The sequence below is a fragment of the Pseudomonas sp. 10-1B genome, from assembly GCF_000935045.1.
GTDB lineage: Bacteria > Pseudomonadota > Gammaproteobacteria > Pseudomonadales > Pseudomonadaceae > Aquipseudomonas.
The window spans coordinates 48,898-75,034 of record NZ_JYKS01000027.1 but is presented as its reverse complement, the minus strand read 5'-3'; the positions used below and the strand labels follow the sequence as shown (position 1 = coordinate 75,034).

The following is a 26,137-nucleotide window of genomic DNA, read 5'->3' as shown; positions in this document are numbered from 1 at the left end:
ACACGATCCATCGCAGCTTCCAAACATATCCGTCGGTTAACGATAGCGCCCCCTGCAGCGAATTGGCACAAAAATCCCGCAATGGCGTAATGCTGTTCACTTAAGCAATTGGGGCCGCTCTGCGGCCCCAATCAGTGTGACATCACATTTAAGTGAACAGCATTACCGCAATAGCGGGCAGTTCACAGTTTGTTCATGTTCGCCACCGCGCCGCTATGAGCATTAACTACCGCCTGGCTCACAACATGATCCGTTTCAGTGGTGCTCCACATGACAAAGCCGTATCGCAGACACGGCCAGAGGAGCCCCATGACGCGTACCCTTTCATCTGCAACTCGACAAGCGCTCTCGACCCTGAGAGCTGGCATCGACCAGCGCCTTGCGCAGCACCCCTCGCTGGACAGCATGGGGCTGGCCAACCTGGACCGGGCACTCACGGCGAGTGAAGCGACAAGCGCCCTGCTTACGATCAGGAATGCCACGCACGCCTATTGGGAGTCGGTCGAAAAGACCGATCTGGTTCGGCGCCAGTGCCATATAAAGGATATCGAAGCCACTCTGCGTCAATTGCTCGAGGTCCAGGTCACTGCCGGCACGATCCACTCGATGTACGCGGCCTGCCTGCCCGCCTCGCTCGTTCAGCACGACTTGAAAATCAACACCTTGGGCTTGAAGATCGCAGCAAACCACACCGCCACGCTGCATGGCTGCCTGATGTTCAGCCTGGACAGCGGCCCGACCCTGCTGTGGCTGGCGGGCCGGCAATGGGCCGCGTTCGCCACCCCTGCGTTGGCTCTTGCGGCACTGACCGCGCTGATGAACAAGCCAGTAGCACGGGCCAGCATCACCGATACCCTGACCGGTGCACAGCGCCTCGCGATGACGCAGGCCTCGGCAGTGCAAACCTACGAACAACGCCACTGGGTGATCGAACCCATTCACCGCAACGCATTCGCCGAACTGCACCATCAACTGCGCGCCCTGCAACTGAGCGATATCAAGCTCGCTTTGCAGCCCTCGCCAGTTACCGACGAGTCCCGCTCGGGGCGGATCGAAGATGCCCTTCGCCTGCCTCTGCTACTCGGCCCAGGCAGCAGCCTGGAAGCCATCCTGAACGAAGCCCTCACGCCGTCGCCCAAGGCGCCCCACTGGTTGCGGTACGCGCCTGCGGACCAGGCCGATCAGTGCCTGAATGCACTCATGGAGTATGACCACAGCCGCGCTGCCTTGCTCAGTGTGCTGGATGGGTGCGACAGCAGCGAAAGCTTCGCGGTGAAGCACCTGCGCAGCAAAATCGCCAATGACCTGGGCCTGGCGGTCGACCCGCAGCAGATCGTGTTGGTGACCCAGCGTACGTTACCTGAAACCCTGGCCCCCTACGAAACCCGGCGCAGCCTTGTGAAGCTTGCGCTGCAAGGTCTACACGACGGCGACGCGCAGCCGATGTCGAGCTTCATGATCGGCACGCGCCTCGAACGGCAGGGCAAGCCCCTGCCAGACTCGTATGCCACGCTCACCCCCGCCTATATCGCCAAGCTGGTCGAAACGCTGGCGCTGCACGGCAAGTTTGCCTCTGCCCAGAAAGCCGCGCACAAGCATGAGAATGCCCGAGCGCAGATGAACGCCACCCTGTTGCGGCAGATCGCTGCCCAAGCCTGGTGCGCACGCCTGCAGGGCCAGATCAAGCCCGAAGACCAACAGACCCTTGCGACCTTCGTTGCCGGAAGCGGAACAGGATACGACAGGTTGTCCAGCGCCAACCTGCTATTGGCAGACCAGTACCTGCTGAGCGATGCCCTGCTGGTTCGCCAGGAAAGCGCCGACGGTGCCCTGCAGCGCCTACTGCTCTGCTGCCCGCATCACCCCAAAAAACCTGTAATGGGTTTCGACAACGAACGGCAGTTGCTCATCGAAGTAGTGGGCTGGTTCGCCCATAAGAAGACACAAGACTACCTGCTGACGAACGTAGCCACCCAGCAGCGCTCCACATTCGCAACCTTGATAAAGAATATCGCCGACAAACCATCCCCGAACGAACATCAGCAGCCTGCCAGCACCGAAACGCAAAATTGGGACAGCTGGTACCTCGACTTCCACCGGCAGCGCCAGCAGATCCCGAGCCTGACAAAGCCCTACGAACAGTTCATGACGCTGGTGCGTTTCACCGGCCAGGAAGGGATCAAGGCGCTGACACGCAACCGCATCGACGTAGCCGAGACCAACACCGCCACGCATACGTCCACCTGGCTGGCAACGGCCAGTGCCTCCCAGCGCGGCCAACTGACACGGCTGGAGGAGCAAATCCTGGCTGCCGTTTCGCAGTATGCCGAGGCTGAACACACCCAGCTGCCCGATTTCGAGGCGTATGTCCATGCCCAGGCCAAGGAACGGCTCGAACAGTTGCTCGGGGATGGCGATGTCAGCGTCGACCCTGACACCGTGGTCATCAAGTCACCCAGGGAAACCCTGACCTATACCCAATTGGTACGCAACGGCTATGACGACAGCCTCGGCCTGCTCAACCCCACCGCCGACACTACGGCAACCTTCGAAGGCCCTGCCGGAGTCGACCTCTCGGCGTTGACGCCGCAGTCGGTCACAAGTTCGATACGCGGCCTGTGGGTATCCGACCGCTACGTCAACCTGATCGAGGAAACCCTGCTGTCGCCGTTACATACTGGCTACGCTTGGCGCCGTCGGCACAGCGTGCTGATCGTACAGCTGCAGATGCAGCAGGCGGCGCTGCGCAGCCTGTTGCAAGGGCACCTGGATGCGGACCAGTACGCCTGGGTGCTGGCGAGCATCCACAGCATGCACCGCACCACTAGCGCGGATCGGGAACGTCATGCGTTCTATCGATTGGTGGTGCGTATCGACAATGAGTTCCTGGCCAACGAGCCGATAGTCGGCAAGTTGTTCAACGAACTGTATCGGATCATGGGCAAGACGCCGCCCTATCGTGAAGAAGTCATCCACGGCTGCTACTTGCTCAAACCGCCTGGAGGGCAAGACGCGCAGACGCTGCTCTATACCCCCGCGGCGGCCGATGGTATCGCCTTCCGACCTTTCAGCAACTTTGTACAGTCGCTCAAGACCCCTGGCATGATCGACTACTACAAGGACCGCAGCCGCAGGCAAGCCGGGCAACTGCTGAGTTTCCTGTTCAGGGACCTTAGCGAGGGCGGCCCGAGCCTGGTACCGACCTTGCCTGAAGCGCCGGCGGACGACCTACGCACGTTGTGCTACAACGAGCCGCTGCAACAACGTATCGTCGATGTGCGCGATGTCAGCAAGGGCCGGGCCGACATGATCGCACGCATTGTCTGGAACACGCTGGAAACGGTTGTCCAGGTCGTGACGCTGCCCCTGCCTCCTGCTGCGTTCGCGGTGGGGGCCGTCCTTGCCCTGCGCGATTACGTGGCAGCGCTGAGCACTTTCATCAACCGGGATGCTGGCAGCGCAAGCCTGTATCTGTTGTCTTCCCTGCTCAATGGCACCGGTGCCTATGGCGACCTGACGCATGGCCTGAAAGGCTTCGGCGGTCTGCTGCGCAATGCCGAGCGACTCCCCAGCCAACCGCGACGCTGGGCAGAGACGAAAAAGGCATTGCGCGGGCTCACCGAGCGCGAACTCAAGACCGTGGAGCTCAACGGCCAACCCCTGCTGGTCGGCACCCCTTCCCCAAAAGGATTGGCGCGGGTAGCCCGGCGCAGCGAAAGCGGTGAACTGATCGATACCGGACATTATGCCCTGCAGGACAAGCTTGGCGACTGGACGCCGGTGGAAAGCATCGGCAGTGCATCGGCTACAGCAGCGCCCGAGAGGTACGCCGTCAACATCTCGCTGGAAAGTGGTACCCCGGCCGGAAATGCACACGCGCAAGGCATCACCCTGGTCAATGACCGCCCGTATGTGAAGATCGACAACCGGGTGTTCCAGGTACAGTTCGACCCCTACACCAGCCAATGGGCGATCATCGACCCGGCCAACCCCTTCGCCTTCTTCGGACGCCAGCCAGTGGTGCGCCAGGCCGACGGCACCTGGAAGCGTGCCGACGCCGGGGGGCTGCTTGGCGGAAACCCTGGCGACAACGGCCAGGTCACCACGCCCAAGCACCCGACCACGCCCGAAACCGAAACGCCCGCCGCGGCAGGTGGCGACACTGCTGTACCCCTGCGCAGCGACCGTTCGAGCTTCTGGGATACCTGCATGAAACCGGACAAGACGCAAAGTGAGCGGCTCGCGAACCAGGCCGAGGACCGCCACCGCGCTCTGCTGGACGATGCCGATGTCGCTCGCCTGAACGAAGGCGAGGAACCGCTGATGGACGAGGATCAGTTCGAGCATCTAGAAACCGAGGAGGGCATCACCTATACCTATAACGAAGGCGACAACTACAAGAACTTCCTGATCGGCCAATACACTGACGAAAACGCACAGATCAACAGCTACCTGCGCCGCGGCGTGCATGAGTTCCGGTTTTGCGACTCGGACACCTTCGTCGACAAGCTTGTCGACTCGCTGGAAGCCCTGCCCAAGGACAACAAGGTTCCCCTGTATCGGGGTGGACATGGTTCAAGGAGCACCTCAGGCGAACATTTTCGCAAAGGCAAGCTCAAGAAGGGCGATGTGCTGGTCAACTCGGACCTGGCTTCCTTTACGGAAAACCCTTACGTCGTACGCGATTTCGCCACCGATAAGCTCGCATCGGCGGACAACATAACGGGCAGGTTCGACAATACATCGGTGGTCTTTGAGCTGCCTGCCGGTCAGTACCACAGCGGCGCCCCCATTGCGCCGCTGTCATGGTCCAGCACAGAAGCGGAAACGCTGTTCCCGCCGGGATGCCGCTTCCAGATCGATGACATCGGCGAAGTGGTTGGTGACGATTTCCGTTTCGTCAATGTGAAGCTCAAGGAAGTCCCGGACGAGGTTCCTGTGGAACACCCCGTATTCGATCTGCGCACAGGCAACCCCTTCAAGCGCGACGAGTATGCCGCGATGCTGAAAAACGACGACTTGGTCGAGCGCTTCTTCCCAAGCGCAGTCTGGGCATCCTCCGACACCTGAACACCAGGCGAAAAAAAACCGCCCAGGCATTGCCTGGGCGGTTTTCTTACTGAGGCGAATCAGCGATCACGCCAGTTCGGCGAAGCACTCTTCGATGATGGCCAGGCCTTTGTCCAGCAGTGCGTCTTCGGCGGTCAGCGGAACCAGGATACGCAGGACGTTGCCGTAGGTGCCGCAAGACAGCAGGATCAGACCCTTCTCACGTGCCTTGGCCACAACCTGGCCAACAGCAGCAGCGTTCGGGGTGTGAGTGCCTTTCTCGAACACTTCGACGGCAATCATCGAGCCCAGACCACGGACGTCGCCGATGATCGGGTACTTCTTCTGGATTTCGCGCAGGCCAGTGGTCAGGCGCTCACCCACAGCCTTGCTGCGGTCCAGCAGTTTTTCTTCTTCGAACACTTCGATCACGGCCAGGGCCGCGGCGCAAGCGATCGGCGAGCCGGCGTAGGTACCGCCCAGGCCGCCCGGGGCGATGGCGTCCATGTACTCGGCCTTGCCGCACACACCGGCCAGCGGGAAGCCGCCAGCGATGGACTTGGCGAAGGTGGTCAGGTCAGGCGCAACGCCCATCTGCTCCATGGCGAAGAAGGTGCCGGTACGGCCAGCGCCAGTCTGCACTTCGTCGGCGATCAGCAGGATGCCGTGCTGGTCGCACAGGGCGCGCAGGCGCTGCATCAGCTCTTTCGGCGCTGGCAGGAAGCCGCCTTCGCCTTGTACCGGCTCGAGGATGATCGCGGCGATATCGCGCGGCTCGGCGTCGTTCTTGAAGATGCGCTCGACCGAGGCGATGGCGTCGTCAACGCTGATACCGTGCAGTTCGCTCGGGAACAGGGCGCGGAAGATGCCGCCTGGCATCAGGCCCATGCCAGCGGAGTACGGCACGACCTTGCCGGTCAGGCCCAGGGTCATCATGGTACGGCCGTGGTAGCCGCCGGTGAAGGCGATGACGCCAGCACGGCCAGTGGCGGCACGGGCGATCTTGACGGCGTTTTCAACGGCTTCGGAGCCGGTGGTGACCAGCAGGGTCTTCTTGTCGAAGTCGCCTGGTACCAGCTTGTTGATCTTTTCGCACAGCTCTACGTAGGGTTCGTAGGCCAGCACCTGGAAGCAGGTGTGGCTGACCTTGGTCAGCTGATCTTGCACGGCAGCAACCACTTTCGGGTGCAGGTGGCCGGTGTTCAGTACTGCGATGCCGCCGGCGAAGTCGATCAGTTCGCGGCCTTCAACGTCGATCACGGTCGAGTTCTTCGCGGTGTCGACGAAGATCGGGTGGATCTGGCCAACGCCACGTGGGACGGCAGCTACACGACGTTGCATCAAGGATTCGTTGGTCTTGCTCATAATGCCCTCATTGCGCCGGTTTGGAGTGGCGCTTTTATTCGGGGGTGGCTGGGTGTGCCCGCGAACAGTATTCGTTGATCGACTGCCGTGAACGCCCTGACCACCAGGTACTGCGATGTCAAAAAGGCCAGCGAGACGTCGCTCTCGCGCCCCGCTGGCAGAGGTAAAGCCGTTACCGTGCGATCAGACGCTGATGCACAGGTATTTGATTTCGAGGTAGTCCTCGATACCGTACTTGGAACCTTCACGGCCCAGGCCCGAAGCCTTGATGCCGCCGAAAGGTGCCACTTCGTTGGAGATCAGGCCGGTGTTGATACCCACCATGCCGTATTCCAGGGCTTCGGCAACACGGAACACACGGCTCATGTCGCGGGCGTAGAAGTACGAGGCCAGGCCGAACTCGGTGTCGTTGGACATGGCGATGACTTCGGCTTCGTCCTTGAAGCGGAACAGCGGCGCCAGGGGGCCGAAGGTCTCTTCCTTGGCGACGGCTGCGGTCTTCGGCACGTCGACCAGGATGGTCGGCTCGAAGAAGTTGCCTTCGATGATCTTGCCACCGGCCAGCACCTTGGCGCCTTTGCCAACGGCATCTTCGATGTGTTCCTGGACCTTGGCGACAGCCTTGCCATCGATCAGCGGACCGGTGGTGGTGCCGTCTTCCAGGCCGTTACCGATCTTCAGCTTGGCAACTGCGGCGGCCAGCTTCTCGGCAAACGCGTCGTAGACGCCGTCCTGTACGTAGATACGGTTGGCGCAGACGCATGTCTGGCCGTTGTTGCGGTACTTGGAGATGATCGCGCCCTCGACCGCCTTGTCCAGGTCGGCGTCGTCGAACACGATGAACGGGGCGTTGCCACCCAGCTCCAGGGAAACCTTCTTGATGTCCTTGGCGCATTCTTCCATCAGCTGGCGACCGATTTCGGTCGAGCCGGTGAAGGACAGCTTGCGTACCAGGGAGTTGCCGGTCAGCTCGCCGCCGACTTCGCCAGCGCTGCCGGTAACCACGCTCAGCACGCCAGCCGGGATGCCGGCGCGGTGGGCCAGCTCGACCAGGGCCAGGGCGGAGTACGGGGTCTGCGAAGCAGGCTTGAGCACCATGGTGCAGCCAGCGGCCAGGGCCGGGCCAGCTTTACGGGTGATCATGGCGGCCGGGAAGTTCCACGGGGTGATGGCCGCGGTAACGCCGATTGGCTGCTTGATGACGATCAGGCGCTTGTCTGGCTGATGGCCAGGGATGGTGTCACCGTAGACGCGCTTGGCTTCTTCGGCGAACCACTCGATGAACGAGGCAGCATAGGCGATTTCGCCCTTGGCTTCGGCCAGTGGCTTGCCTTGTTCGGTGGTCATCAGGCGAGCCAGGTCGTCCTGGTTCTCGATCATCAGTTCGAACCAGCGACGCAGCTTGGCCGAACGCTCTTTGGCGGTCAGTGCACGCCAGGCCGGCAGGGCCTTGTCGGCGGCTTCGATGGCGCGGCGGGTTTCCGCGGTGCCCATCTTCGGCACGGTACCGATGACTTCACCGGTGGCCGGGTTGGTCACCTTGATGGTCTGGCCATTGTCCGCATCCAGCCACTCACCATTGATGTAGGCTTGCTGGCGGAACAACTGAGCGTCTTTGAGCTGCATGTCGGCTTCCCGAATTGTTGATTGTTGAAAAGCGCCCAAGGCAGGGCATCGAGCGTTTGAAATCTCAAACGAATGCTAAGCGGCTGCTGGGGTGTTGGACAATAGGCTGTTCGAAAAAAAGAACGAATGGTTGAACAGCCTGGCGGAAAATTCACAATTCTGTGCTGTGGCAACTGGCCTCTTCGCGGGCAAGCCCGCTCCTACAAGAGCCCCGCCAGCCTGGAATTCGGCGGGGCTCTTGTAGGAGCGGGCTTGCCCGCGAAGAGGCCATTACAGGTTAGACGAACGAGCTGAAGGAAATGTGATGGGAGGACCGACGGCCCTCCCGGAAGGGATGAATCAAAAAGCCTTGGCCAAGTCGATCACCAGCGCCCGATAACCCACCGAACCCGGTTGCCGGCTGTGCACCTTCAGCTCCACCAGCACCTCCTGGGTCCCGCGCCGAACTTCGTTGAGCACCGTGGTGGTGAGTTTCTGCGGGGTCAGGAAATTCACCGAAGCCGAGTAGATGAACTGGGTATCGGTCTCCGGCCGGTAGGCCACCACCGAGGTCACCGGGCTGTACCACTCGTCGCCGCGCTCCTTGCCGTACTCCCACACCTGCTCGACCGTGCCCTTGGCCTCGTCGATGCGGTACTCCACCGCCCGGCTGTAGTTGCCGCTGAGCTTGGTCGGGGCAAAGTCGCGTCCCCAGCCGTTGTCGAACACGGTCAGCGTACCTTTGCCAGTCAGCCAGGCGGTGTGCTGGGTCCATGACCAGTCGAAGCCTTCACTTTCGACCGGTGTCAGCACCTTCTCGCGCAGATGCTGCGGCCAGCCTTGTGGCGAGGCGAGAATCCATTTCACCTGCTTGTCACGGCCGATCTTCACCACGCCCTGGTGCCGTGCTGAAACGATGATGCTGTCGTCATCGGCGTCGTAGTCGATGGCATTGACGTGCGCCCAGTTGCGCCCGGTACCCACACCCGGCGTGTCACCAAAGGGCAAGTCACCTTCAGCCAGCTCGTTGGTCAACCGCTCGTCCTGCTTCTGTACCCCATCCGGCAACTGGATCGCCGCCTTGCCCAGGGTTTCCAGCAGGTCGCCACGGTACGGGTCGAGGATCTGGTTGAGGTCCCAGAAGTCCAGGACATCGCCAGCCTCGTTGACCTCGATGATGTGGTCGCGGATCGAACGCACCCGCTTGCCGTCGGGCCGGCGGTAGTCGCTGGTGCCAACCCGCAGTAGATAGGTGCCGTTGGCGGTCTCGCGGATTTCGTGGGAAAAATCGGCGAACTTGTCGGGCAGGCTGCGCTGCCAGATGCGTCGGCCCAGCAGGTCGTACTTGGAATAGGTCTGGCCCTGGCCCCAGATCAGCTTGCCGTCGCGGGTCTGCTGGAAGCCCATGGTGCCGCCCAGGCCATCACGCCGGTTGGAGTCATGGATCTGCTCGATATCCAGGTACCAGCGCACGTCGCCATTGCTGTCGGCGATCCAGTTGTTGCCCACCTGGTCCCATTCCGCCGCGCCGCCCAGGGCGTTCCACTTGAAGGCGCGCCCGCCCGGAATGTCGCCCAGCAGGTGATTGAACAGGTACAGGCGCTTTTCAAAGCCTGGCGCCACCTTGACCGGCTCCACTTCCGGCAAGGCTGCGGTCTGCTTCGCCACCACCGGCAGGCGCACGGCCGGGGCGTAGATCTGGTACTGCTCGCGGATGCGCTCGCCATCGAGCTTGTAGGTCACTTCCACCTGGTTGACGTGGTCCGGGTATAGCCCGAATACGGGGATGCCGCCGTAGGTCCACAGTGAACGGTCGGACACCTCGTAGGTGATGTCCACGCCGCGCTCGCCACGCCCCAGCACGCGCACATGCGCGGCACTCAGGCTGCGCCCGCCGTCGCGGATGATCGCGGTCAGCGGCGCCAGGCGGTATGGGTTGACCACCACGTCGCCGAGCAGCGCTTCGTCGTGCGCGGGCACCTTGGCGGTCAGGCAGGCGCCTTCAGGCAAGGCGGGGGTTTCAGTCTTGGCATTCATGGCATAGCTCCTTGTGCTCAGAAGTCGTAACGGGCGGTGGCGCCGAAGGTGCGCGGGGTGCCGAGCACGCCGGCATAGCCACCGTTGGCGGAGTTCCACAGGCTGGTGAAGTAGGTTTTGTCGCCGGCGTTTTTCACCCACAGCGACAGGTCGACCACGCCATCGCCCTGGTCCAGGCGCACACCGGCGGAAAGGTTGACCAGCGCATAGCTGGGGATCTGGCCGAAATCGGAATCGTCGATGGTGCCCACCGCCTTGGAGCGGAAGGCGTAGCTGGCGGTGACATATGGCTCGACATGCTCGCCGGCCTGCCACTTGTACTGGGTGTTGAGGTTGGCGATGTACTTGGAGGCGCCGACCACCTGGTGGCCGGACAGGTCGCAGGTGGCGGTGGCATTGGCCAGGCTCATCTCTGGCGGGCATGGGGCGTCGTCGTACTCGGTGTAGCGCACATCGTTCCACGAGCCGTTGAAGTTGACCGTGAGGCCGCGCAGCGGCAATGCCGTGGCTTCGAACTCCAGGCCGCGCGAGCGCACGCGGCCGGCGTTGGCCAGGTACTGCACGCGGTTGATCTGGTCGTAGACGTTGGCCTGGTAGCCATGCACCTCGGCCCAGAACAGGTTGGCGTTGAGCTGCAGGCGGTCGTCGAACAGCGTGCTTTTCAAGCCCACTTCGGCGTTGTTGACCCGCTCGGTGCCGACCAGCAGCGAGTCGGTGCCCAGCCGTGGCGCGGCGCCAACGGTAAGGTTGATACCGCCAGATTTCTCGCCATGGGTCAGGGTGGCGTAGCCCAGCAGCTGCTCGTTGAAGCGGTAGCTCAGGCCCAGCAGGCCGGAGGGGCTGAAGCTGTACTGGTTGAGGTCGCCGGAATCGTAGGCCCCTACCCGCGCCTGCCGCGCGGTGGCAGCAGCGCCGGTCACTGCCGTGCCGCCGGTGGGCGCATCGCGGGTCACCCAGGCGCTCTTCTCTTCATAAGTGCCACGGATGCCGACGGTGAAGTCCAGGCGCTCGGTAACGTGCCAGGTACCCTGGGCGAACAGCGCATAGCTGTCGGTATCGATATGCCCGTCACCGATGGTGTTGACGTTGTTCAGCGCACCGGCCGGGGTGAGGTTCCAGACATCAGCCTGCGGGCCGTAATAGGTGAAGGACTTGTTGTCCAGGTCCTGTTTGAAGTAGTAGGCACCCAGCACGTAGTCGAAGACGCCACCGGTGGGTGAGGCCAGGCGGATTTCCTGCGAATACTGCTTGTCGCGCACCGATACACCGGCGCTGTAGAACACTGGCACGTTGAGGCCGTCGTCGTTGCGTGGGGTAAAGTCCCACCAGCGGTAGGCGGTGATCGAGGTCAGGGTGAAGTCGTTGGGCAGGGTCCAGTTGGCCTCCACCGAGGTGCCGCCCTGGAATACCGTCACCTGCTGGTCGGCATCGAAATTGACCTTGCGGTGCTTGCCCGACACCAGTGTCGCGCCTGCCTGGGCGGCCAGGCTCTCGTAGCGGTTGACGCCATTGATGGTGGGGCCGGTGCTGTACAGGCTGAGGATGCCGTTGTTGGAGTCTTCTTCGTTGTATTCGCCGATCCAGCGCAGGTTGAAGGTGTCGCTGGGCTGGAACAGCAGCTGGGTGCGAAAGCCCTGGCGCTTGCCGCCGTTGAGATCGTCGCCGTTGTGAATGTTCTTCACGTAGCCGTCGTCTTCGGTGCGGTAGGCGCTGATGCGTCCGGCCAGGGTCTCGCTTATCGGCCCCGAAAAGCTGCCCTGGGTCTGCAGGTAGCCGTCTTCGCCAATCGACTGCTGGATGCTGCCCTCACGATGAAAGGTGGGCTTGCGCGTGGTGATGTTCAGTACCCCGGCGGTGGTGTTCTTGCCGAACAGCGTGCCTTGCGGGCCGCGCAGCACTTCCAGTTGCTCCACGTCCAGCAGGTCGAACACCGCCATGCCGGGGCGGCCGAGGTAGACGTTGTCCAGATAGATACCGACGCTGCCCTCCAGGCCGTCGCTGGCGGGGTTGTTGCCCAGGCCACGGATCGAGATGCTCGACTGGCGGGCATGTACGTAGGCGACGTTGGTGCTGGGCACCAGTTGCTGCAAATCCTGCACACGGTAGATGCGCTGGGTTTCCAGGGTTTCGCTGCTCAGCACGCTGATCGGCGTGGGCACGCTTTGCGCGGTTTCTTCGCGGCGGCGGGCATTGACTGTGACAGTGCCGAGCTTGGCCTCCTGCTCCACCGCCGCGGTGGCGCTGACGGGTTCTTCGGCGAAGCTGGCAGAGGACGCCGCCAGCAGCACGCCAGCGGCCAAGGGTTGCAAGGTGAAACGCGACGCGCGCGCAGGCCAACGGGAAACTCCGGACATGCAAATGCTCCTTGAGGCATGGGCCCTGGCGAGCATTTCCGTTGGCGGAACCGAATCGCGGTCAGTCGGGCTTATATTCTTTTAAGAGATATAAATATTTGTAATTCATATTTTGTGGAATAAGTGACTCCCTTTATAAGGGGACTCATCCTTGTCAGCAATTGCATTTGACCGAAGGTTTCAATGTAGAAAATGCATATCGATCTGCGTCAGTTGCGCCACTACATTGCCCTTGTCGAGCATCGCAGCTTCGTCGCCGCGGCGGCCGCGGTAAACCTGTCGCAATCGGCGTTCAGCCGTAGCATCCAGACCCTGGAGCACAACATCGGCTGCCGCCTGGTGGACCGCGCCAGCAAAGAGCTCGCGCCGACCCGCCAGGGCTTGCTGGTGCTGGAGCATTCGCGGCGGCTGGTGCATGGGGCGCACAACCTGGTCAACGAGATCCATCAGTTCAACGGTGCCACCACCGGGGTGGTGCGCTTCGGCTCCGGCCCTGCGCCAGCCGGCGGCCTGGTGCCGCGGGCGGTGGCCCGTTTCGTGGCCGAGTACCCGGCGGCGCGCACCTGTTTTCAGGTGGATAACTGGCAAGCGCTGAACCGCAAGCTGGTTGCCGAAGAGATCGAGTTCTTCGTTGCCGATACCCGCCAGTTCGAGTCCGACCCGGATTACCACGTGCACAAGCTGGCGCCGCAGCGCTGGCATTTCTGCTGCCGCGCCGGGCACCCGCTGACCCAACGGGAAACCGTGCAGGCGCGGGACCTGTTCGACTACCCACTGGCCACCACCTTCCGCCCGCCGAACATCCGCAAGATTCTCAGTGACCTCAGTGGGCGCCAGGATTTTCTGCCGTCGGTGGAGTGCGAGCATGGCTATGCGCTGCTGAATGTGGTGATGCATTCGGACACCATCGGCATTGCCTGCAATGCCAACTTGCGGCCGTATCAGCGTGACGGGGGGCTGGTGGCGTTACAGCTGGCAGGCCTTTCGCCGGAGCAAGAAGAGTCGTTCTACACCCGCTATGGGGTGGTGAGCCGGGTGGGCTATGGGCTATCGCCGTTGGCTCAGGGGTTGGTCAGGCAACTGATTGCCTGTGATACCGAGGTGTAGCTGGCGGGGGCTTTGCCCCCGAATCGCCGGCAAGCCAGCTCCCACCTCGACCGCATGGGCCTCAAGACATGTGCAGTACCTGTGGGAGCTGGCTTGCCGGCGAAAGGGCCGCAAAGCGGCCCCGGGTTCTCAACCTTTGCGGGTAGTCCGGCTCAACTGCCCATCGACACCCACTGGCACCTCACCGGCCAAAGTCACCCGGCGCACCACCCGCGGCTGGGTGCCATAGTCATCCACCGCATAATGCTGCGTCGCGCGGTTATCCCAGATCGCCACGTCCCCCGCCTGCCAGCGCCAGCGCACAGTGTTCTCCAGGCGCGTCACATGCCCTTGCAGCACCGCGAACAGGTGCTGCGAATCGGCCAGCGAATAGCCTTTGATGCGCTTCACGAAATGCCCCAGTTGCAACACCCGCTCGCCACTGATCGGGTGCACACGCACCACCGGGTGCTCGGTCTCGTACACGGTGGAGGTGAACACCTTGCGATAATGCTCTAGCTTGGCCGGGTCGACGTCGGGCTTGATGCTGGCGTAGTCGTATTCATTGCTGTGCACCGCCCACAACTTGTCGGCCAGCTCACGCAGCGGCTCGGGCAGCTCCTGGTACGCTGCAGCGGTGTTGGCCCAAACGGTATCGCCACCAGCTGCCGGCGCCACCACGCTGCGCAGGATCGAGGCCTTGGGGTAGGCGTCGACGAAGGTCACGTCGGTGTGCCAGGAGTTGGCCCGCTGGCCTTCGGCACCATCGAGCTGCAACAGGTAGCTGGTGCCATCGACCACCGGCACGGTGGGGTGGGCGATCGGCTCGCCGAGCAGCTTGGCGAAGGCCTCCTGGCTCTGGTCATCGAGGTGGGTCTGGCCACGGAAGAAGATCACCTTGTGCTTCACCAGTGCGGCCTGGATGGCCTCGAGGGTAGCGGCGTCCAGGTCGGCAGACAGTTTCACCCCGCGGATCTCGGCGCCGATACGGCCGGCAACCGAGTGAATGTCGAGTTCGAGGGCTTGTGGCGCGGTGGCCAGGGCGGCATTGCTCATGGTCATGGTCCTTGCAGTCATTGTCGGGTTTGAAGGTTCAGCGGGTGGCCTGCACGGCCTGTTCCTGTTGCAGGGCAGCATCGAGGAAACGCGGTTCGATCCAGTCGGCTACCTGGAAGCCACGGCGGATCAGGCGCTCTTTGGCAGCCAGGTCGACACCCTGCTGCAGTTGGCCGACGAATTCGGCGTCCAGCCGTGGGTCGAAGTAGTGGGCGAGGTCTTCCTTGGCCAGGTCATCGCGCAGGATGCTGCGCGGCCAGTTGGCATTGCTGGCCACCAGGTCGACATAAGCCTCGCGGTTGTGTTCATCGCGTAGCCAGGTACTGGCCCGCTCCTGGGCGTTGACCAGCCGCTGGACCAGCTCGGGGTACTTGCGGATGAAGTCGCCGGTGCCCAGTAACACCGCCTGGGTGCTGCCGGCGCCTTCGAGGTCACGAGAATTGACCGGCAGCTCGACCAGCCCGCGCTCACGCAGCGACAGCAGGCTCGACAAACCCCAGGTGGCATCGATCTGTTTGGCGGCCAGCGCGGCGTTGGCGGCGTTGAAGTCCAGGTTGATCACCTTCAGTTCGCGCTCGGTAAGCCCTTGGCTGGCCAGGGCGCTGGCAAACGACAACTGGTTGGCGGTGCCGCGGAACACTGCCACGCGCTTGCCCTTGAGGTCGTGCAAGGTCTTGATGCCAGAGCCAGGCACCACGCCCAGGTAGCTCTTGACCCCGCGCACGCCCGCCGACAGCACGCGGGTATCCAGGCCATTGGCCTTGCCGACGATCGCGGCCAGGTCGCCCAGGTAGGCGAAGTCGGCCTGGCCGTTGGCCAACGCCTCGTTCACCACCGGCCCGGCACCCTTGAAGAAGTGCCAGTCGATGCGGATGCCATCCTTGGCGAATTCCTTCTCCAGCAACTGCTGGTCACGCAGCACATCGACCACGCCGCCGGCGCTGGGCTTGCTGCCCGCGCTGAGGTCGGGCACGGCGATGCGGATGCTCGCTGGCTTGGCTGGCTCGGCGGCATGGGCGCTGAGGGTGAAGGCCAGCCCAAGAGCGGTGATCAGGTGGCGCAATGGGGTTTTCATGGCAAGGCTCCTTGGCAGGCTGCCACCGGCGATGGCCGGCGCTTTGCTCAGAAGCTAGGCAGGTCTGGTTAGAACCTACAAAGATCAAAACTTCATTTTTTAGTAACTGGAAGGCATAAATCAGGCGCTATGCGGGCCTGCGGCGGGCTTGCGGAAAACGCATGGAAAATATGAGGAAAACGCAACGGATAGGGGCTTCCGGATGCATGGGGCGCATGTTCTTATCTCTTGAAATTCACTTTTGATAATTTTTAATTCCATAAGTGAATAGCCTAACAACGTCCTTGAGAGATGGCCGATGAATGGAGTTCTGAGCAGAGGTCGGGGTTGGCTTCGGGGGCCGCTGCGCGGCCCTTTCGCGACACAAGGCCGCTCCCACAGCATCCTGCCGTACTTGTTGCCTGTGCTGGTTGCGGTGCTGTGGGTGGTGGCCAGCCGGCAGCAGTGGATGAGCGAGCAGATCCTGCCGGCACCGGCACTGGTGTGGCAGAGCGCGCTGGAGTTTGGCTCCGGCGAGCTGTGGGGGCACTTGTGGATAAGCCTGCAGCGACTGTGCTGGGGGTTGGCGCTCGGCATCGGCAGTGGCTTGCTGCTGGGCGTGTGGCTGGGTGCTTCGCGGCGGGCGCAGACGCTGGTGCTGCCAACCTTCGTGGCGCTGGCACAGATCCCTACCCTGGCCTGGATCCCGTTGTTCATGCTGTTCTTCGGCATCGGCGAGCTGCTCAAGCTGGTGGTGCTGGTAAAAGCCGTGGTGGTCCCGGTTACCTTGCACACGCTGGTAGGCGTGCGCGATGCCCAACCCAAGCTGCGTGAGGCGGCTGCGGCGTTGCGTCTGTCTCGCCACCTGCTATTCCTGCGCCTGTTGCTGCCAGCGGCCCTACCTGCCTTCCTCACCGGCGTGCGCCTGGCCCTGGCCACCGGCTGGACTTCGCTGCTGGCGGTCGAGTTGCTGGCTTCCAGCGAAGGCATCGGCTACCTGATGGTATGGGGGCGGCAGTTGTTCATGCTCGACCTGGTGCTGCTGTGCATCCTGATGATCGGCCTGGTTGGCGCCGTGCTGGAACGCGGCTTCTCTGCCGTGGAGAAACGCCTGCTGTACTGGCCACAACCGGCTACCGGCGAGCAGCAGCGCGGACCGCTGCCAAGTGGCTGGCAAAGCCTGCTGCTGCCACTGGCGCTGCTGGCGTTGTGGCAGGCCAGCAGCAGCTTTGCCTGGGTCGACCCGAACATCCTGACCTCGCCACTGGAGGTACTGCGCACCCTGCTGGTCGGCCTGGCCGATGGTTCGTTGCCGCAGGCCTTGCTGCTGAGCCTGCAGCGCACCCTGACCGGCCTGCTGCTGGGCGGCGGCGCAGGCCTGCTGGCCGGTTTGTTGCTGGGGCTGTCCAGCCCTGCCGAACGTATCTTCGGGCCAAGTCTGTCGGCCTTGCGTCAGGTGGCGCTGTTCGCCTGGGTGCCACTGCTCACCGCCTGGTTCGGCCTGGGTGAAGGGGCCAAGCACGTGTTCGTCAGCCTGGCCGCATTCTTCCCGCTGCTGATCGCCACCCAACGCGGTATTGCCAGCCTCTCGCCGCAGCTGGGCGAAGCGGCCCGTAGCTTGCGCCTGAACCTGTGGCAACGCCTGCGCCTGCTGGTGCTGCCCGGCGCGGCCCCGGCCATTTTCGCCGGCCTGCGCCTGTCGCTGATCTATGCCTGGCTGGGCACCATCGGCGCCGAGTACTTCATGCCCTCGGACGGCGGCATCGCCAGCCTGATGATCGGTGCCCAGCAACTGTTCCGCATGGACCAGGTGATGGCCGCCATGGTCCTGATCGGCCTGGTCGGCGCCCTGCTCGGCAGCCTTGGACAACGCCTCGAATCGCGCGCCACGCGCTGGAGAACCGCATGAACGCCTTCAACACTTCGCACCTGCACGCGGCCAACCAGCCCGACACCACCCCGCCCTTGGTCAGCTTCGAGGGGGTCGGCAAGGTCTTCAGCGTGGACGGCCAACCGTTCGAGGCCATCCGCAACTTCAACCTGGCGATCAACGAAGGCGAGTTCATTGCCATTGTCGGTGCCTCCGGTTGCGGCAAATCCACATTGCTGCGCTTGCTGGTGGGCCTGGATACCGACTACAGCGGCAGCATCCGTGTCGATGGCCAGGCCGTCAGCGGCATCGGTGGCGAGCGCGGCATCGTGTTCCAGGAACACCGGCTGTTCCCCTGGCTGAGCGTCGAGCAGAACATCGCGCTGGGCTTGGTCAACGAACCGCTCACCCAGGGCGAGCGTGCCCGGCGAGTGCATGAATTCGTGCAACTGGTGGGCCTGGCTGGCTTCGAGTCGGCCTACCCGCACCAGCTGTCCGGCGGCATGGCCCAACGCGTGGCGATCGCCCGCGGCCTGGTGGCCAGCCCGCGCATCCTGCTACTCGACGAGCCGTTCGGCGCGCTGGATGCGCTGACCCGCCAGCAACTGCAGGACGAGCTGCTGGCCATTCGCGAGCGGGCCGGTATCACCACCCTGCTGGTAACCCATGACGCCGAAGAGGCCACCTACCTGGCTGATCGGGTAGTGGTGCTGGAGCCGCGCCCCGGGCGGATCAAGTCGGTGGTGGAAATCGACCTGCCGCACCCACGTTTGCGCAGCGGTGTGGCGCTGCATGGCCTGCGCGAGAAGGTGCTGCACCAGATTACCGGTGACGGCGGCTTGCCACCGCCGGTACGACGGGTAGAGGGTTTGAGGCCCGAACTGATCGCTTTGTAACGCCCGCCTGCACTGGCCTCATCGCCGGCAAGCCGGCTCCCACCTCGACCGCATCGCGCTCAAGGCCTGTGCAGTACCTGTGGGAGCTGGCTTGCCGGCGATGGGCCGGGCCTGTCAACCAAGCTGGCGCAGATAGGCCCAAGGGTAGATACCACGCTCGTGGCCATCGCTGAATATCAACTGCACCCCATACCCCTGCGCCACCACACGCTCTACACGCACATCATCCCTTACCAGCGAAACCCGCCCCTGCAACCGCGCCGCCCGGCATTGCGAGCAGGGGCATGCGCCACGCAGGCGAGCGTGGCTGACGACCTGCTCGGCCTCCTGCCATTGCACAGTCAACTGCCTCGCCTCGCGCTGGTTATGTATCGCGCCCGGGTTGTTCATCACACGGCCCCGCGCAACTGCGCCAAGGCAATGCGCACTGCCTTGCGCACTTCCGGGTCACCGTCGGCCTCGGCCGCCTGCAGCAGCGGCAAGGCGCGGGGCTGGCCCAGTTCGCCAAGCGCCAGCGCGGCTTCCTTGCGCAGGTTGGCGATGCCGTGGCCGAGCAACCCAGCCAGCGCCCCCAGTGCCTCGGCATGGCGCAGGCGGCCCAACGAGCGGGCGGCGCGCAAGCGAACCTGCCAGAAGTCATCGTCCAACGCGTCGACCAATGCCTGACCGGCCTGGGCATGACCAACCTTGCCCAGGGTCGTCGCGGCCTCTTCGCGCACCTGCCAGGCAGGGTCATGCAATGCACCAATCAAAGCCGGCAACACGCTGCTGTGGCGAGCAAGGCCCAGGGCGCCAATTGCCGCGCGACGTACCTCAGTGTCGGGCTCATGCTCGGCCAGTTTCGCCAGCGCGGGCAGCGCCGGCTCATGCTTGAGCCAGCCCAGGATACCCACGGCTTCGCGCCGTACAGCGGAGTCCTGGTCCTGCAGTGCCAACAGCGCCGGCCTGGCGGCATCCTCAAGGCGCAGCTCGCGCAGGGCACGCAACGCACTGGCACGGACGAAGGCATCGGCATGGCCGACCCATGGCAGGATCAACTGCCCGGTCTCTTGGCTCTTCAGCTCGCTGAGGCTCTGCGCGGCGGCAAGACGCACCGTTTCGGCGCTGTCGGCCAACGCGGCACACAGCGCCTGTACCACTTCCGGCTCTTCCCAGGCTTCCAGCAAGCGTGCGGCCTCGGCGCGCACCTCATCGGCACCATCGACCAGCAGGGCATCGGTCAGCCATGGCAAGGCTTGCGGATCTTCCAGGTCGGCCAGTTCGATCAAGGCGATGCGCCGCACGCCTGCGTCGGCCGCGTCGAGACGTAGCAGCAGTTCGAGAATGTCGGGGTTGTCGATGTGTCGTTCAGTCATAGGGCAATCCGTAGCGGCGGGTGGTCGCTGGCTGGCAGGCCAAGTGGCGTCAGGCGCGGAAGTTCGCGGCCTTCTTCATGGCGTAGCAAGGCCAGGCAATGGCGCTTCAAGTGAGTGAATTCAGGGCTGGTCAGCAGGCTGGTGCGGCGTGGGCGCGGAAAGTCCAGGCGCAGGTCCTCGATAAAGCGGCCGGGGCGCGGGCTCATCACCAGGATACGGTCGGCCAGGAACAGCGCCTCGTCGATATCGTGGGTGACGAACACCACGGTGGTACGGATGCCTGCCCAGATGTCCAGCAACAGCTCCTGCATGCGTGAACGGGTTTGCGCATCGAGGGCACCGAAGGGTTCGTCCATCAGCAATAGCCGCGGCCGGTTGATCAGCACCCGGGCGATCTCGGCCCGTTGCTGCATGCCGCCAGACAGCTGGCTGGGCCAGCGTCCGGCAAAGTCGGCCAGCCCCACCAGTTGCAGGATATCGTGAGCCTGCTGGCGACGTTCGACGCGGCCCAGGCCTTGCATCTTCAGGCCGAAAGCCACGTTGTCGAGCACGCTATGCCAGGGCAGCAAGGTGTGGTGCTGGAACACCATGCCACGCTGCGGTGACGGCCCGGCAACAGCCTGGCCGTCCATGCTCAACTGGCCGCTGCTGGGCAGCAGATGCCCGGCCAGGGCGCCGAGCAACGTCGACTTGCCACAACCGGAGGGGCCGAGGATGCAGACGAACTCGCCGGGCTCTACGGCGAAGTCCACTCGCTGTACCGCCTCGAACGCTTCGCTGCCGTGCCCCAGGCGTATCGACAGGTTACGGCCTTCGATACGCCCTGGCAGCTGTTGATAGCTGTTCATCAGCTGGCCCTCCGCGTGCGGTACCAGGGCGTGGCCAGCTCCCCGAGTCGCTTGACCAGGGCGCTGCTGCCCATGCCCAGCACGCCGATCAGCAGCATGCCGACGATGATGTCCGGGTAGTTTTGCAAGGTGTACGACTCCCAGGTGTAGTAGCCGATACCGAACTGCCCGGAAATCATCTCGGCGGTGACCAGGCAGAACCATGAGGTACCCATGCCGATGGCCAGGCCGGTAATGATGCTTGGCAGTGCGCCAGGCAGCACCACTTCGCCCAGGATCGCCCAGCGCCCGGCACCGAGGCTGCGCGCCGACGCCACCAGCCGAGGGTCGACGGCCTCGACGCCGTGCACGGTGTTGAGCAGGATGGGGAACAACGCGCCGGTGAAGGTGATGAACACCATCGACAGCTCCGACGATGGGAACATCAGGATCGCCAGCGGGATCCACGCCACCGCCGGGATCGGCCGCAGCACTTCGAGCGGCGGCAGCAGGGTGTCTTCGGCCCATTTCCAGCGGCCGATCAGCACCCCCAAGGCCACGCCCAGCAACGCCGCGGCGGCATAACCGGCAAACACCCGCGACAGGCTGCTGCCCAGGTGCGCCAGCAGGGTGCTGGAGGTCAGCAACTGCCATGCGGCTTCCAGCACCGCCTTCGGCGTGGGGACATAGGTGAACGTCAGCAGACCGAGGTCCAGCTTGACGCTTGCCGCCAACTGCCAGAACAGCAGGCAGCCCAGCAGCGAAGCCAGGCGCACCGGCCAACGCGTGAGGTTGCAGGTCATGTCGGTACCTCCCGGTCAGCGCTGGGCGACCAGCTTCTGGTTGGCGCTGACGAAGTCCAGCGCTTCACCGCCATGGGCCTGGGCATATTTCTCGGCCTGGTCCTTGAGCAGGAACGCTGTCAGTTCGCCCTTGGTGTTGCGCACGAACCAGGCCTGGTTGGCCAGCAACTTGATGCCGCTGTCGGCGGCCTGGGCGTAGATCGCGCGGATGTCCTTGCCCTCCTGCTCCAACTGGGCCAAGGCGCCGAGGGCGGCCTCCGGCGAAGCGTAGTGGCGGACTTTGTCTTCACCGCGCACCCAGATCTGCGCCAGGCGGCTGAAGTCAGTGATCGGTTTGCCGGTCAGCGCGTCATTGGCCTTGAGTGGCAGCGGCTCGTAGTCTTTCAGCGCCTTGTCGTAGTCCAGGCCAGCCTGCTTGAAGGCCGCACGGATGTACTGGTCGTCGATGAACTTGTCGGTGTCGAGGCCACGGTCGGTCTTTTTCAGCAGCTTGAGCGTATCGATGGACGTAGCGACTGCCTGGCGGTATTCAGGCTTCCAGGTCAGGTCGCGGGTCTGCAGGCCGAGCGGGCCGTGGAACAGGTAATTGACCTCCGCTTCAATGCCGGTGACCTTTTCGATCAACTCGCTGTACTTCTCCGGCTCGGCGGCGATCAGGCGGTCGGCTTCCAGGCTGGCACGCAGGTAGGCGGTGACCACTTCCGGGTACTTCTTCGCATAGTCGGCATCGACCAGGGCGCCATGGAAGGTCGGCGCGTTGGCCTGGGCGCCGTCGTAAATCTTGCGGGCGAAGCCGCGGTTGGGGAACAGCTCGGCAAACGGCACGAAGTCGGCATGCGCTTCGATGCGGTTGCTGCGCAGGGCGGAGCCGGCGATCTCCGGTGCCTGGGCGATGATCCGCACATCCTTCTGCGGGTCCCAGCCCTGGGCTGCGACGGCGCGCAGCAACATGCCGTGGGCGGTGGAGGCGAACGGCACGGAAATGGTCTTGCCCTTGAGCTCGCCAAGCGACTGCACGCTGGACGCCGCCGGTACGACGATGCCGTTGCCGCTGCCATGCACACTGCCCGACAGCACGCTGATGAACAGGCTGCGCTTGCCGGCATCCAGGTGCGCGACGCCGTTGAACGACCCAGGGAAGTCGGCCATGGCGCCGAAGTCGAGTTTGCCGGCGACCATTTCGTTGGTCAGCGGCGCGCCGCTGGTGAAGTTTTTCCACTCGACCTGGTACTTGGCATCTTTGTATTTGCCGTCATGCGGCAGGTACTTGTCCAGCAGGCCCAGTTCACGTATCAGCAGGCCACCGGTGGCGCAGTTGATGGTGGTGTCCTGGGTGCCGATGGCGATGCGGATGGTTTCGGCGCTGGCATTCAGGCCAGTGAGCGCCAGCGCTAGGCCGGCCACGGTTGCAACAAGGCGCATGGGTATTTCCCCTCGAATCGTTTTGATTTATGGAGTCGTCTCCGCCACCGGGCTTGGGTGGTGGGAAACGAGGGGCATTGCAAGAGGGCGTCCGGTGGTTCGCCGGATGGCTGGGGTGCTTCAGCGCAGCAGGTACGGAATGTCGACTTTCACCGCACCGGTGGGGCAGTCCTTCTCGCAGGGCATGCAGTACCAGCATTCATCGAAGGCCATATAGGCCTTCTGCGTGGCCGGATTGATCGCCAGCAGGTCCATGGGGCAGACCTCGACGCACACGGTGCAGCCTTTTTCGGCGATGCACTTGTCTTCGTCGATGGTGACCGGGGCGCTGCTGCGGAAGAAGATTTCTTGCGGCTGGTAGGCCATTTCACGGAGTCCTTGGGGCCTTCATGGGCACCCTTTATCGTGTGGTTTGCACTTTCATCGTGGGAGCGGGCATGCCCGCGAATCAGGCAATGCAGTGACTGGCACCGGCTTTGCCGGTGTTCGCGGGCATGCCCGCTCCCACATCGGCTTTCACTCTCAAGCGGTCGTAAGCGGCCTGCTCTTCGGCATCCAGCGGGATCAGGTAAGGCTCTACGGCCTTCTTGAAACTGGTCATCTCGCCGTGCTCGCCCTTTTTCAGGTGGCAGTGGCAAAACCACTCGCCATCGTTGCGCTCAGGGAAGTCCACCCGGTGGTGGTACAGCCCCCAACGACTTTCCTCGCGGAACAGCGAGGCCCGTGCGGCCATCTCGGCGCAATCGCGGATCACCGACACTTCCATCGCACGCATCAGTTCATGCGGGTTGCTGGCTTTCATCTGCTCCAGGTCACGCTCGATCTCGGCAAAGCGCGCCAGGCCGATTTCCATCTTCTTGGTCACCTTCGGCGGCTGCAGGTAATCGTTGACCATGCGCCTGAGCTTGTACTCGACCTGGGCTGGCGGCAGGCCATGCTCACGCTGCAGCGGCGCAAACACCCGCGCGCGCTCGCGCTCTACCTGCGCGGCATCGACCTCGGCGAGTTCGCGCCCGGCCACGTACCGAGCAGCGTTCACCCCGGCAAACCAGCCGTAGGTGAAGGCGCCGAGCATGTAGTTGTGCGGCACCGCGGCCATGTCACCGGCGGCATACAAACCCTTGACGCTGGTCTCGGCCTTTTCATTGACCCACACGCCCGACGCCGAATGCCCGGAACAGAAGCCGATTTCGGAGATGTGCATCTCGACCATGTGCTGGCGATAATCGGTGCCACGCCCGGCGTGGAACTGGCCGCGGCTGGGGCGTTCGTTGCTGTGCAGGATCTCTTCGATATTCTGGATGGTCTCCTCGGCCAGGTGATCGAGCTTGAGAAACACCGGGCCATTGCCGCCTTCGAGTTCCTGGTGGAACTCCCACATCATCTGCCCGCTCCAGTAGTCGCACTCGATGAAGCGCTCACCCTTGCTGTTGGCGGTGTAGCCGCCCAGTGGGCCGGTGACGTAGGCGCAGGCCGGGCCGTTGTAGTCCTTGATCAGCGGGTTGATCTGGAAGCACTCGAGGTTGGCCAGTTCGGCGCCTGCATGGTAGGCCATGGCGTAGCCATCACCGGCGTTGGTCGGGTTCTCGTAGGTGCCCATCAAATAGCCCGACGACGGCAGGCCAAGGCGCCCGGCAGCACCGCAGGCGAGGATCACCGCCTTGGCCCGTACCACGCGAAACTCGCCGCTGCGGCAATCGAAGCCCAGTACACCGGCAGCGGCGCCTTCGCCATCGAGCAGCACACGGGTGCAGACCATGCGGTTGCTGATCTCGACCCGGGCACGCTTGAGCTGGCGATACAGGACTTTCTTGATGTCGTGGCCTTCGGGCATGGGCAGCACGTAGGCGCCCATGTGGTGAACCTTCTTCACCGCGTAGTCGCCCGTCTCGTCCTTCTCGAACTTCACGCCCCAGCGGTCGAGTTGCTCGATGGTCTCGAAACTGTGGGTAGCGTAGGCATGCACGGTGGCCTGGTTGACGATGCCGTCATTGGCCACGGTGATTTCCTTGGTGTACTGCTCGGGCGTGGCGTGGCCGGGGATGATGGCGTTGTTCAGGCCATCCATGCCCATGCTGATGGCACCGCTGCGCTTGACGTTGGCCTTGTCCAGCAACAGCACGCGCAGGCTTTTGTCCTGCTCCTTGGCCTTGATCGCCGCCATCGGCCCGGCGGTGCCGCCACCGATGACGATGATGTCGTAGTCCTGGGTGTGGATGCTCATGCCTTGCTCCCCTTCTGGCGGTCGATGCGCAGGCGGTACTGGAAAGCATCGCCGCGGTAGTACAGGTGTTCGAAGTCCAGCGGCGTACCGTCGGCGGCGTGGGTCAGGCGCTCGATGCGCATGATCGGCGCGCCCTCCTCCACCCCCAGCGCCTGGGTCAGGTCGCTGTCGGCCAGCACCGCATCGATGGCCAGGTCGGCGTGGCCAAGGGCGATGCCGCAGTCGTTTTCCAGCAGCAGGAAAATGTCGCGGGTGACCAGGTCGGCCTTTTCCAGTTTTTCGCCGACGGCCTTGGGCAGCCAGGTCAGCTCCAGCGATACCGGCTCGCGGTTGATCAGCCGCACCCGGCGGATTTCGGTGACCAGGCTACCCTCCTCGACCTGTAGCCGCGCGGCCACCAAGGCGTTGGCCGGCACATGGCGAAAGCTGCGCAGGCGGTTGAGCACTTCGTAGCCCATCTGCGTCATCGACTCGCCCAGGCCCTGCAGGGTACTGACGTTCTGGAACGCCTTGGGCTTGGCGACGAAGGTGCCCTTGCCGTGAATCTTGAAAATCAGGCCTTCCTTCTGCAGGTCGCCCAGCGCCTGGCGGACGGTGATGCGGCTGACGTCGAAGGCCTTGCCCAGTTCGCTTTCCGAGGGCATGCGGCTATGCGCCGGATAAGTGCCGTCGAGGATGCGCTCGCGCAGCAATTCCTTGAGCTGGGTGTAGAGCGGTACCGGGGACAGGGGGAGCAGTTCGGCCATGGGTCTCTTCGCTGATCGATGACTTGTTATAACAAGTTGTGACCAGAGAGTAGTGGCTATAAGAATAGGTAAGGAAATACTGATATCGAATATGGATAGATAGATTTGCATTGGCTTGTGCCGGCCCTTTCGCGGCTAAAGCCGCTCCCACCTCGAACGCACAGGCCTCAAGCCCTGTGTCCATACCTGTGGGAGCAACTGTCTTGTATTGCCTGGACTGGCCTCATCGCCGGCAAGCCGGCTCCCACTGGTACTGCACAGGGCTTGAGGCCTGTGCGTTCGAGGTGGGAGCGGCTTTAGCCGCGAAGGGGCCGGCACAGGCCACGAAGGAAAAAAGGCCACAGATCAAGGCGATGGACGCGACCGGCGCAGATGGGTATCATGCGTG

At 63.4% G+C, this 26,137-nt stretch carries 18 protein-coding genes; 4 read left to right on the top strand and 14 right to left on the bottom strand.

Annotated features, from left to right (window positions below):
- The first annotated feature begins 309 nt into the window (after nucleotides 1-309).
- Nucleotides 310-5,070, top strand: a complete 4,761-nt coding sequence (locus TZ03_RS16430; RefSeq protein WP_160297746.1) for a dermonecrotic toxin domain-containing protein — start codon at nucleotides 310-312, stop codon at nucleotides 5,068-5,070.
- Between the two features lie 66 nt (nucleotides 5,071-5,136).
- Here the strand turns inward: TZ03_RS16430 and gabT are convergent, their stop codons facing one another.
- From gabT to TZ03_RS16410, 4 genes are all read right to left on the bottom strand, one after another.
- Nucleotides 5,137-6,414, bottom strand: coding sequence for a 4-aminobutyrate--2-oxoglutarate transaminase (gabT, locus tag TZ03_RS16425; RefSeq protein ID WP_051099105.1), 1,278 nt, complete (start codon nucleotides 6,412-6,414; stop codon nucleotides 5,137-5,139).
- Between the two features lie 183 nt (nucleotides 6,415-6,597).
- On the bottom strand, nucleotides 6,598-8,040 hold the full coding sequence (gene gabD, locus TZ03_RS16420) for an NADP-dependent succinate-semialdehyde dehydrogenase (RefSeq protein WP_024087986.1): 1,443 nt from the start codon (nucleotides 8,038-8,040) through the stop codon (nucleotides 6,598-6,600).
- 339 nt (nucleotides 8,041-8,379) lie between these two features.
- A complete protein-coding gene (locus TZ03_RS16415) occupies nucleotides 8,380-10,056 on the bottom strand; it encodes an aryl-sulfate sulfotransferase (protein WP_051099103.1) in 1,677 nt (558 codons plus the stop codon).
- Nucleotides 10,057-10,073: 17 nt separating this feature from the next.
- Nucleotides 10,074-12,410 carry a TonB-dependent receptor gene (locus TZ03_RS16410; protein WP_051099097.1) on the bottom strand — a complete coding sequence of 779 codons (2,337 nt, stop codon included), beginning with the start codon at nucleotides 12,408-12,410 and terminating at the stop codon, nucleotides 10,074-10,076.
- Nucleotides 12,411-12,602: 192 nt separating this feature from the next.
- Between TZ03_RS16410 and TZ03_RS16405 the strand changes: the two genes are divergently transcribed.
- Nucleotides 12,603-13,517, top strand: coding sequence for a LysR family transcriptional regulator (locus TZ03_RS16405; RefSeq protein WP_051099095.1), 915 nt, complete (start codon nucleotides 12,603-12,605; stop codon nucleotides 13,515-13,517).
- A gap of 129 nt (nucleotides 13,518-13,646) precedes the next feature.
- Here the strand turns inward: TZ03_RS16405 and TZ03_RS16400 are convergent, their stop codons facing one another.
- Nucleotides 13,647-14,552, bottom strand: coding sequence for a TauD/TfdA dioxygenase family protein (locus TZ03_RS16400; RefSeq protein ID WP_051099093.1), 906 nt, complete (start codon nucleotides 14,550-14,552; stop codon nucleotides 13,647-13,649).
- Between the two features lie 37 nt (nucleotides 14,553-14,589).
- Nucleotides 14,590-15,627 carry an ABC transporter substrate-binding protein gene (locus TZ03_RS16395; protein WP_051099091.1) on the bottom strand — a complete coding sequence of 346 codons (1,038 nt, stop codon included), beginning with the start codon at nucleotides 15,625-15,627 and terminating at the stop codon, nucleotides 14,590-14,592.
- Nucleotides 15,628-15,925: 298 nt separating this feature from the next.
- Here TZ03_RS16395 and TZ03_RS16390 point away from each other — a divergent pair, with 298 nt between their 5' ends.
- Nucleotides 15,926-17,515, top strand: a complete 1,590-nt coding sequence (locus TZ03_RS16390; RefSeq protein WP_269082566.1) for an ABC transporter permease — start codon at nucleotides 15,926-15,928, stop codon at nucleotides 17,513-17,515.
- Entirely contained in the window at nucleotides 17,512-18,372 is an 861-nt protein-coding gene (locus TZ03_RS16385) for an ABC transporter ATP-binding protein (protein ID WP_051099085.1), read from the top strand. The genes TZ03_RS16390 and TZ03_RS16385 overlap by 4 nt, the downstream gene beginning before the upstream one ends.
- A gap of 114 nt (nucleotides 18,373-18,486) precedes the next feature.
- Here TZ03_RS16385 and TZ03_RS16380 read toward each other — a convergent pair whose 3' ends face one another.
- The 8 genes from TZ03_RS16380 to TZ03_RS16345 form a co-directional block, all read right to left on the bottom strand.
- Nucleotides 18,487-18,762 (bottom strand): DUF971 domain-containing protein, encoded by a 276-nt coding sequence (locus TZ03_RS16380; RefSeq protein ID WP_051099083.1) that lies wholly within the window; start codon nucleotides 18,760-18,762, stop codon nucleotides 18,487-18,489.
- Entirely contained in the window at nucleotides 18,762-19,727 is a 966-nt protein-coding gene (locus TZ03_RS16375) for a HEAT repeat domain-containing protein (RefSeq protein ID WP_051099081.1), read from the bottom strand. Before TZ03_RS16375 ends, TZ03_RS16380 begins: the two co-directional genes overlap by 1 nt.
- On the bottom strand, nucleotides 19,724-20,575 hold the full coding sequence (locus TZ03_RS16370; RefSeq protein ID WP_051099074.1) for an ABC transporter ATP-binding protein: 852 nt from the start codon (nucleotides 20,573-20,575) through the stop codon (nucleotides 19,724-19,726). The genes TZ03_RS16375 and TZ03_RS16370 overlap by 4 nt, the downstream gene beginning before the upstream one ends.
- Nucleotides 20,575-21,357, bottom strand: a complete 783-nt coding sequence (locus TZ03_RS16365; protein WP_051099072.1) for an ABC transporter permease — start codon at nucleotides 21,355-21,357, stop codon at nucleotides 20,575-20,577. The genes TZ03_RS16370 and TZ03_RS16365 overlap by 1 nt, the downstream gene beginning before the upstream one ends.
- A gap of 15 nt (nucleotides 21,358-21,372) precedes the next feature.
- Nucleotides 21,373-22,779, bottom strand: coding sequence for an ABC transporter substrate-binding protein (locus TZ03_RS16360; RefSeq protein WP_051099069.1), 1,407 nt, complete (start codon nucleotides 22,777-22,779; stop codon nucleotides 21,373-21,375).
- Nucleotides 22,780-22,899: 120 nt separating this feature from the next.
- Nucleotides 22,900-23,145, bottom strand: a complete 246-nt coding sequence (locus tag TZ03_RS16355) for a ferredoxin family protein (protein ID WP_008096634.1) — start codon at nucleotides 23,143-23,145, stop codon at nucleotides 22,900-22,902.
- Nucleotides 23,146-23,227: 82 nt separating this feature from the next.
- Nucleotides 23,228-25,003: a fumarate reductase/succinate dehydrogenase flavoprotein subunit gene (locus TZ03_RS16350; RefSeq protein ID WP_051099066.1), complete on the bottom strand. Its 1,776-nt coding sequence runs from the start codon at nucleotides 25,001-25,003 to the stop codon at nucleotides 23,228-23,230.
- Nucleotides 25,000-25,749 (bottom strand): GntR family transcriptional regulator, encoded by a 750-nt coding sequence (locus TZ03_RS16345; RefSeq protein ID WP_051099064.1) that lies wholly within the window; start codon nucleotides 25,747-25,749, stop codon nucleotides 25,000-25,002. The genes TZ03_RS16350 and TZ03_RS16345 overlap by 4 nt, the downstream gene beginning before the upstream one ends.
- Nucleotides 25,750-26,137 lie beyond the last annotated feature (388 nt).

What these genes read in the sequence shown, in the direction of transcription:
- TZ03_RS16430 (WP_160297746.1), top strand. Translation starts at nt 310, where the DNA reads ATGACGCGTACCCTTTCATCTGCAACTCGACAAGCGCTCTCGACCCTG.
- gabT (WP_051099105.1), bottom strand. Translation starts at nt 6,414, where the DNA reads ATGAGCAAGACCAACGAATCCTTGATGCAACGTCGTGTAGCTGCCGTC.
- gabD (WP_024087986.1), bottom strand. Translation starts at nt 8,040, where the DNA reads ATGCAGCTCAAAGACGCTCAGTTGTTCCGCCAGCAAGCCTACATCAAT.
- TZ03_RS16415 (WP_051099103.1), bottom strand. Translation starts at nt 10,056, where the DNA reads ATGAATGCCAAGACTGAAACCCCCGCCTTGCCTGAAGGCGCCTGCCTG.
- TZ03_RS16410 (WP_051099097.1), bottom strand. Translation starts at nt 12,410, where the DNA reads ATGTCCGGAGTTTCCCGTTGGCCTGCGCGCGCGTCGCGTTTCACCTTG.
- TZ03_RS16405 (WP_051099095.1), top strand. Translation starts at nt 12,603, where the DNA reads ATGCATATCGATCTGCGTCAGTTGCGCCACTACATTGCCCTTGTCGAG.
- TZ03_RS16400 (WP_051099093.1), bottom strand. Translation starts at nt 14,552, where the DNA reads ATGAGCAATGCCGCCCTGGCCACCGCGCCACAAGCCCTCGAACTCGAC.
- TZ03_RS16395 (WP_051099091.1), bottom strand. Translation starts at nt 15,627, where the DNA reads ATGAAAACCCCATTGCGCCACCTGATCACCGCTCTTGGGCTGGCCTTC.
- TZ03_RS16390 (WP_269082566.1), top strand. Translation starts at nt 15,926, where the DNA reads ATGAATGGAGTTCTGAGCAGAGGTCGGGGTTGGCTTCGGGGGCCGCTG.
- TZ03_RS16385 (WP_051099085.1), top strand. Translation starts at nt 17,512, where the DNA reads ATGAACGCCTTCAACACTTCGCACCTGCACGCGGCCAACCAGCCCGAC.
- TZ03_RS16380 (WP_051099083.1), bottom strand. Translation starts at nt 18,762, where the DNA reads ATGAACAACCCGGGCGCGATACATAACCAGCGCGAGGCGAGGCAGTTG.
- TZ03_RS16375 (WP_051099081.1), bottom strand. Translation starts at nt 19,727, where the DNA reads ATGACTGAACGACACATCGACAACCCCGACATTCTCGAACTGCTGCTA.
- TZ03_RS16370 (WP_051099074.1), bottom strand. Translation starts at nt 20,575, where the DNA reads ATGAACAGCTATCAACAGCTGCCAGGGCGTATCGAAGGCCGTAACCTG.
- TZ03_RS16365 (WP_051099072.1), bottom strand. Translation starts at nt 21,357, where the DNA reads ATGACCTGCAACCTCACGCGTTGGCCGGTGCGCCTGGCTTCGCTGCTG.
- TZ03_RS16360 (WP_051099069.1), bottom strand. Translation starts at nt 22,779, where the DNA reads ATGCGCCTTGTTGCAACCGTGGCCGGCCTAGCGCTGGCGCTCACTGGC.
- TZ03_RS16355 (WP_008096634.1), bottom strand. Translation starts at nt 23,145, where the DNA reads ATGGCCTACCAGCCGCAAGAAATCTTCTTCCGCAGCAGCGCCCCGGTC.
- TZ03_RS16350 (WP_051099066.1), bottom strand. Translation starts at nt 25,003, where the DNA reads ATGAGCATCCACACCCAGGACTACGACATCATCGTCATCGGTGGCGGC.
- TZ03_RS16345 (WP_051099064.1), bottom strand. Translation starts at nt 25,749, where the DNA reads ATGGCCGAACTGCTCCCCCTGTCCCCGGTACCGCTCTACACCCAGCTC.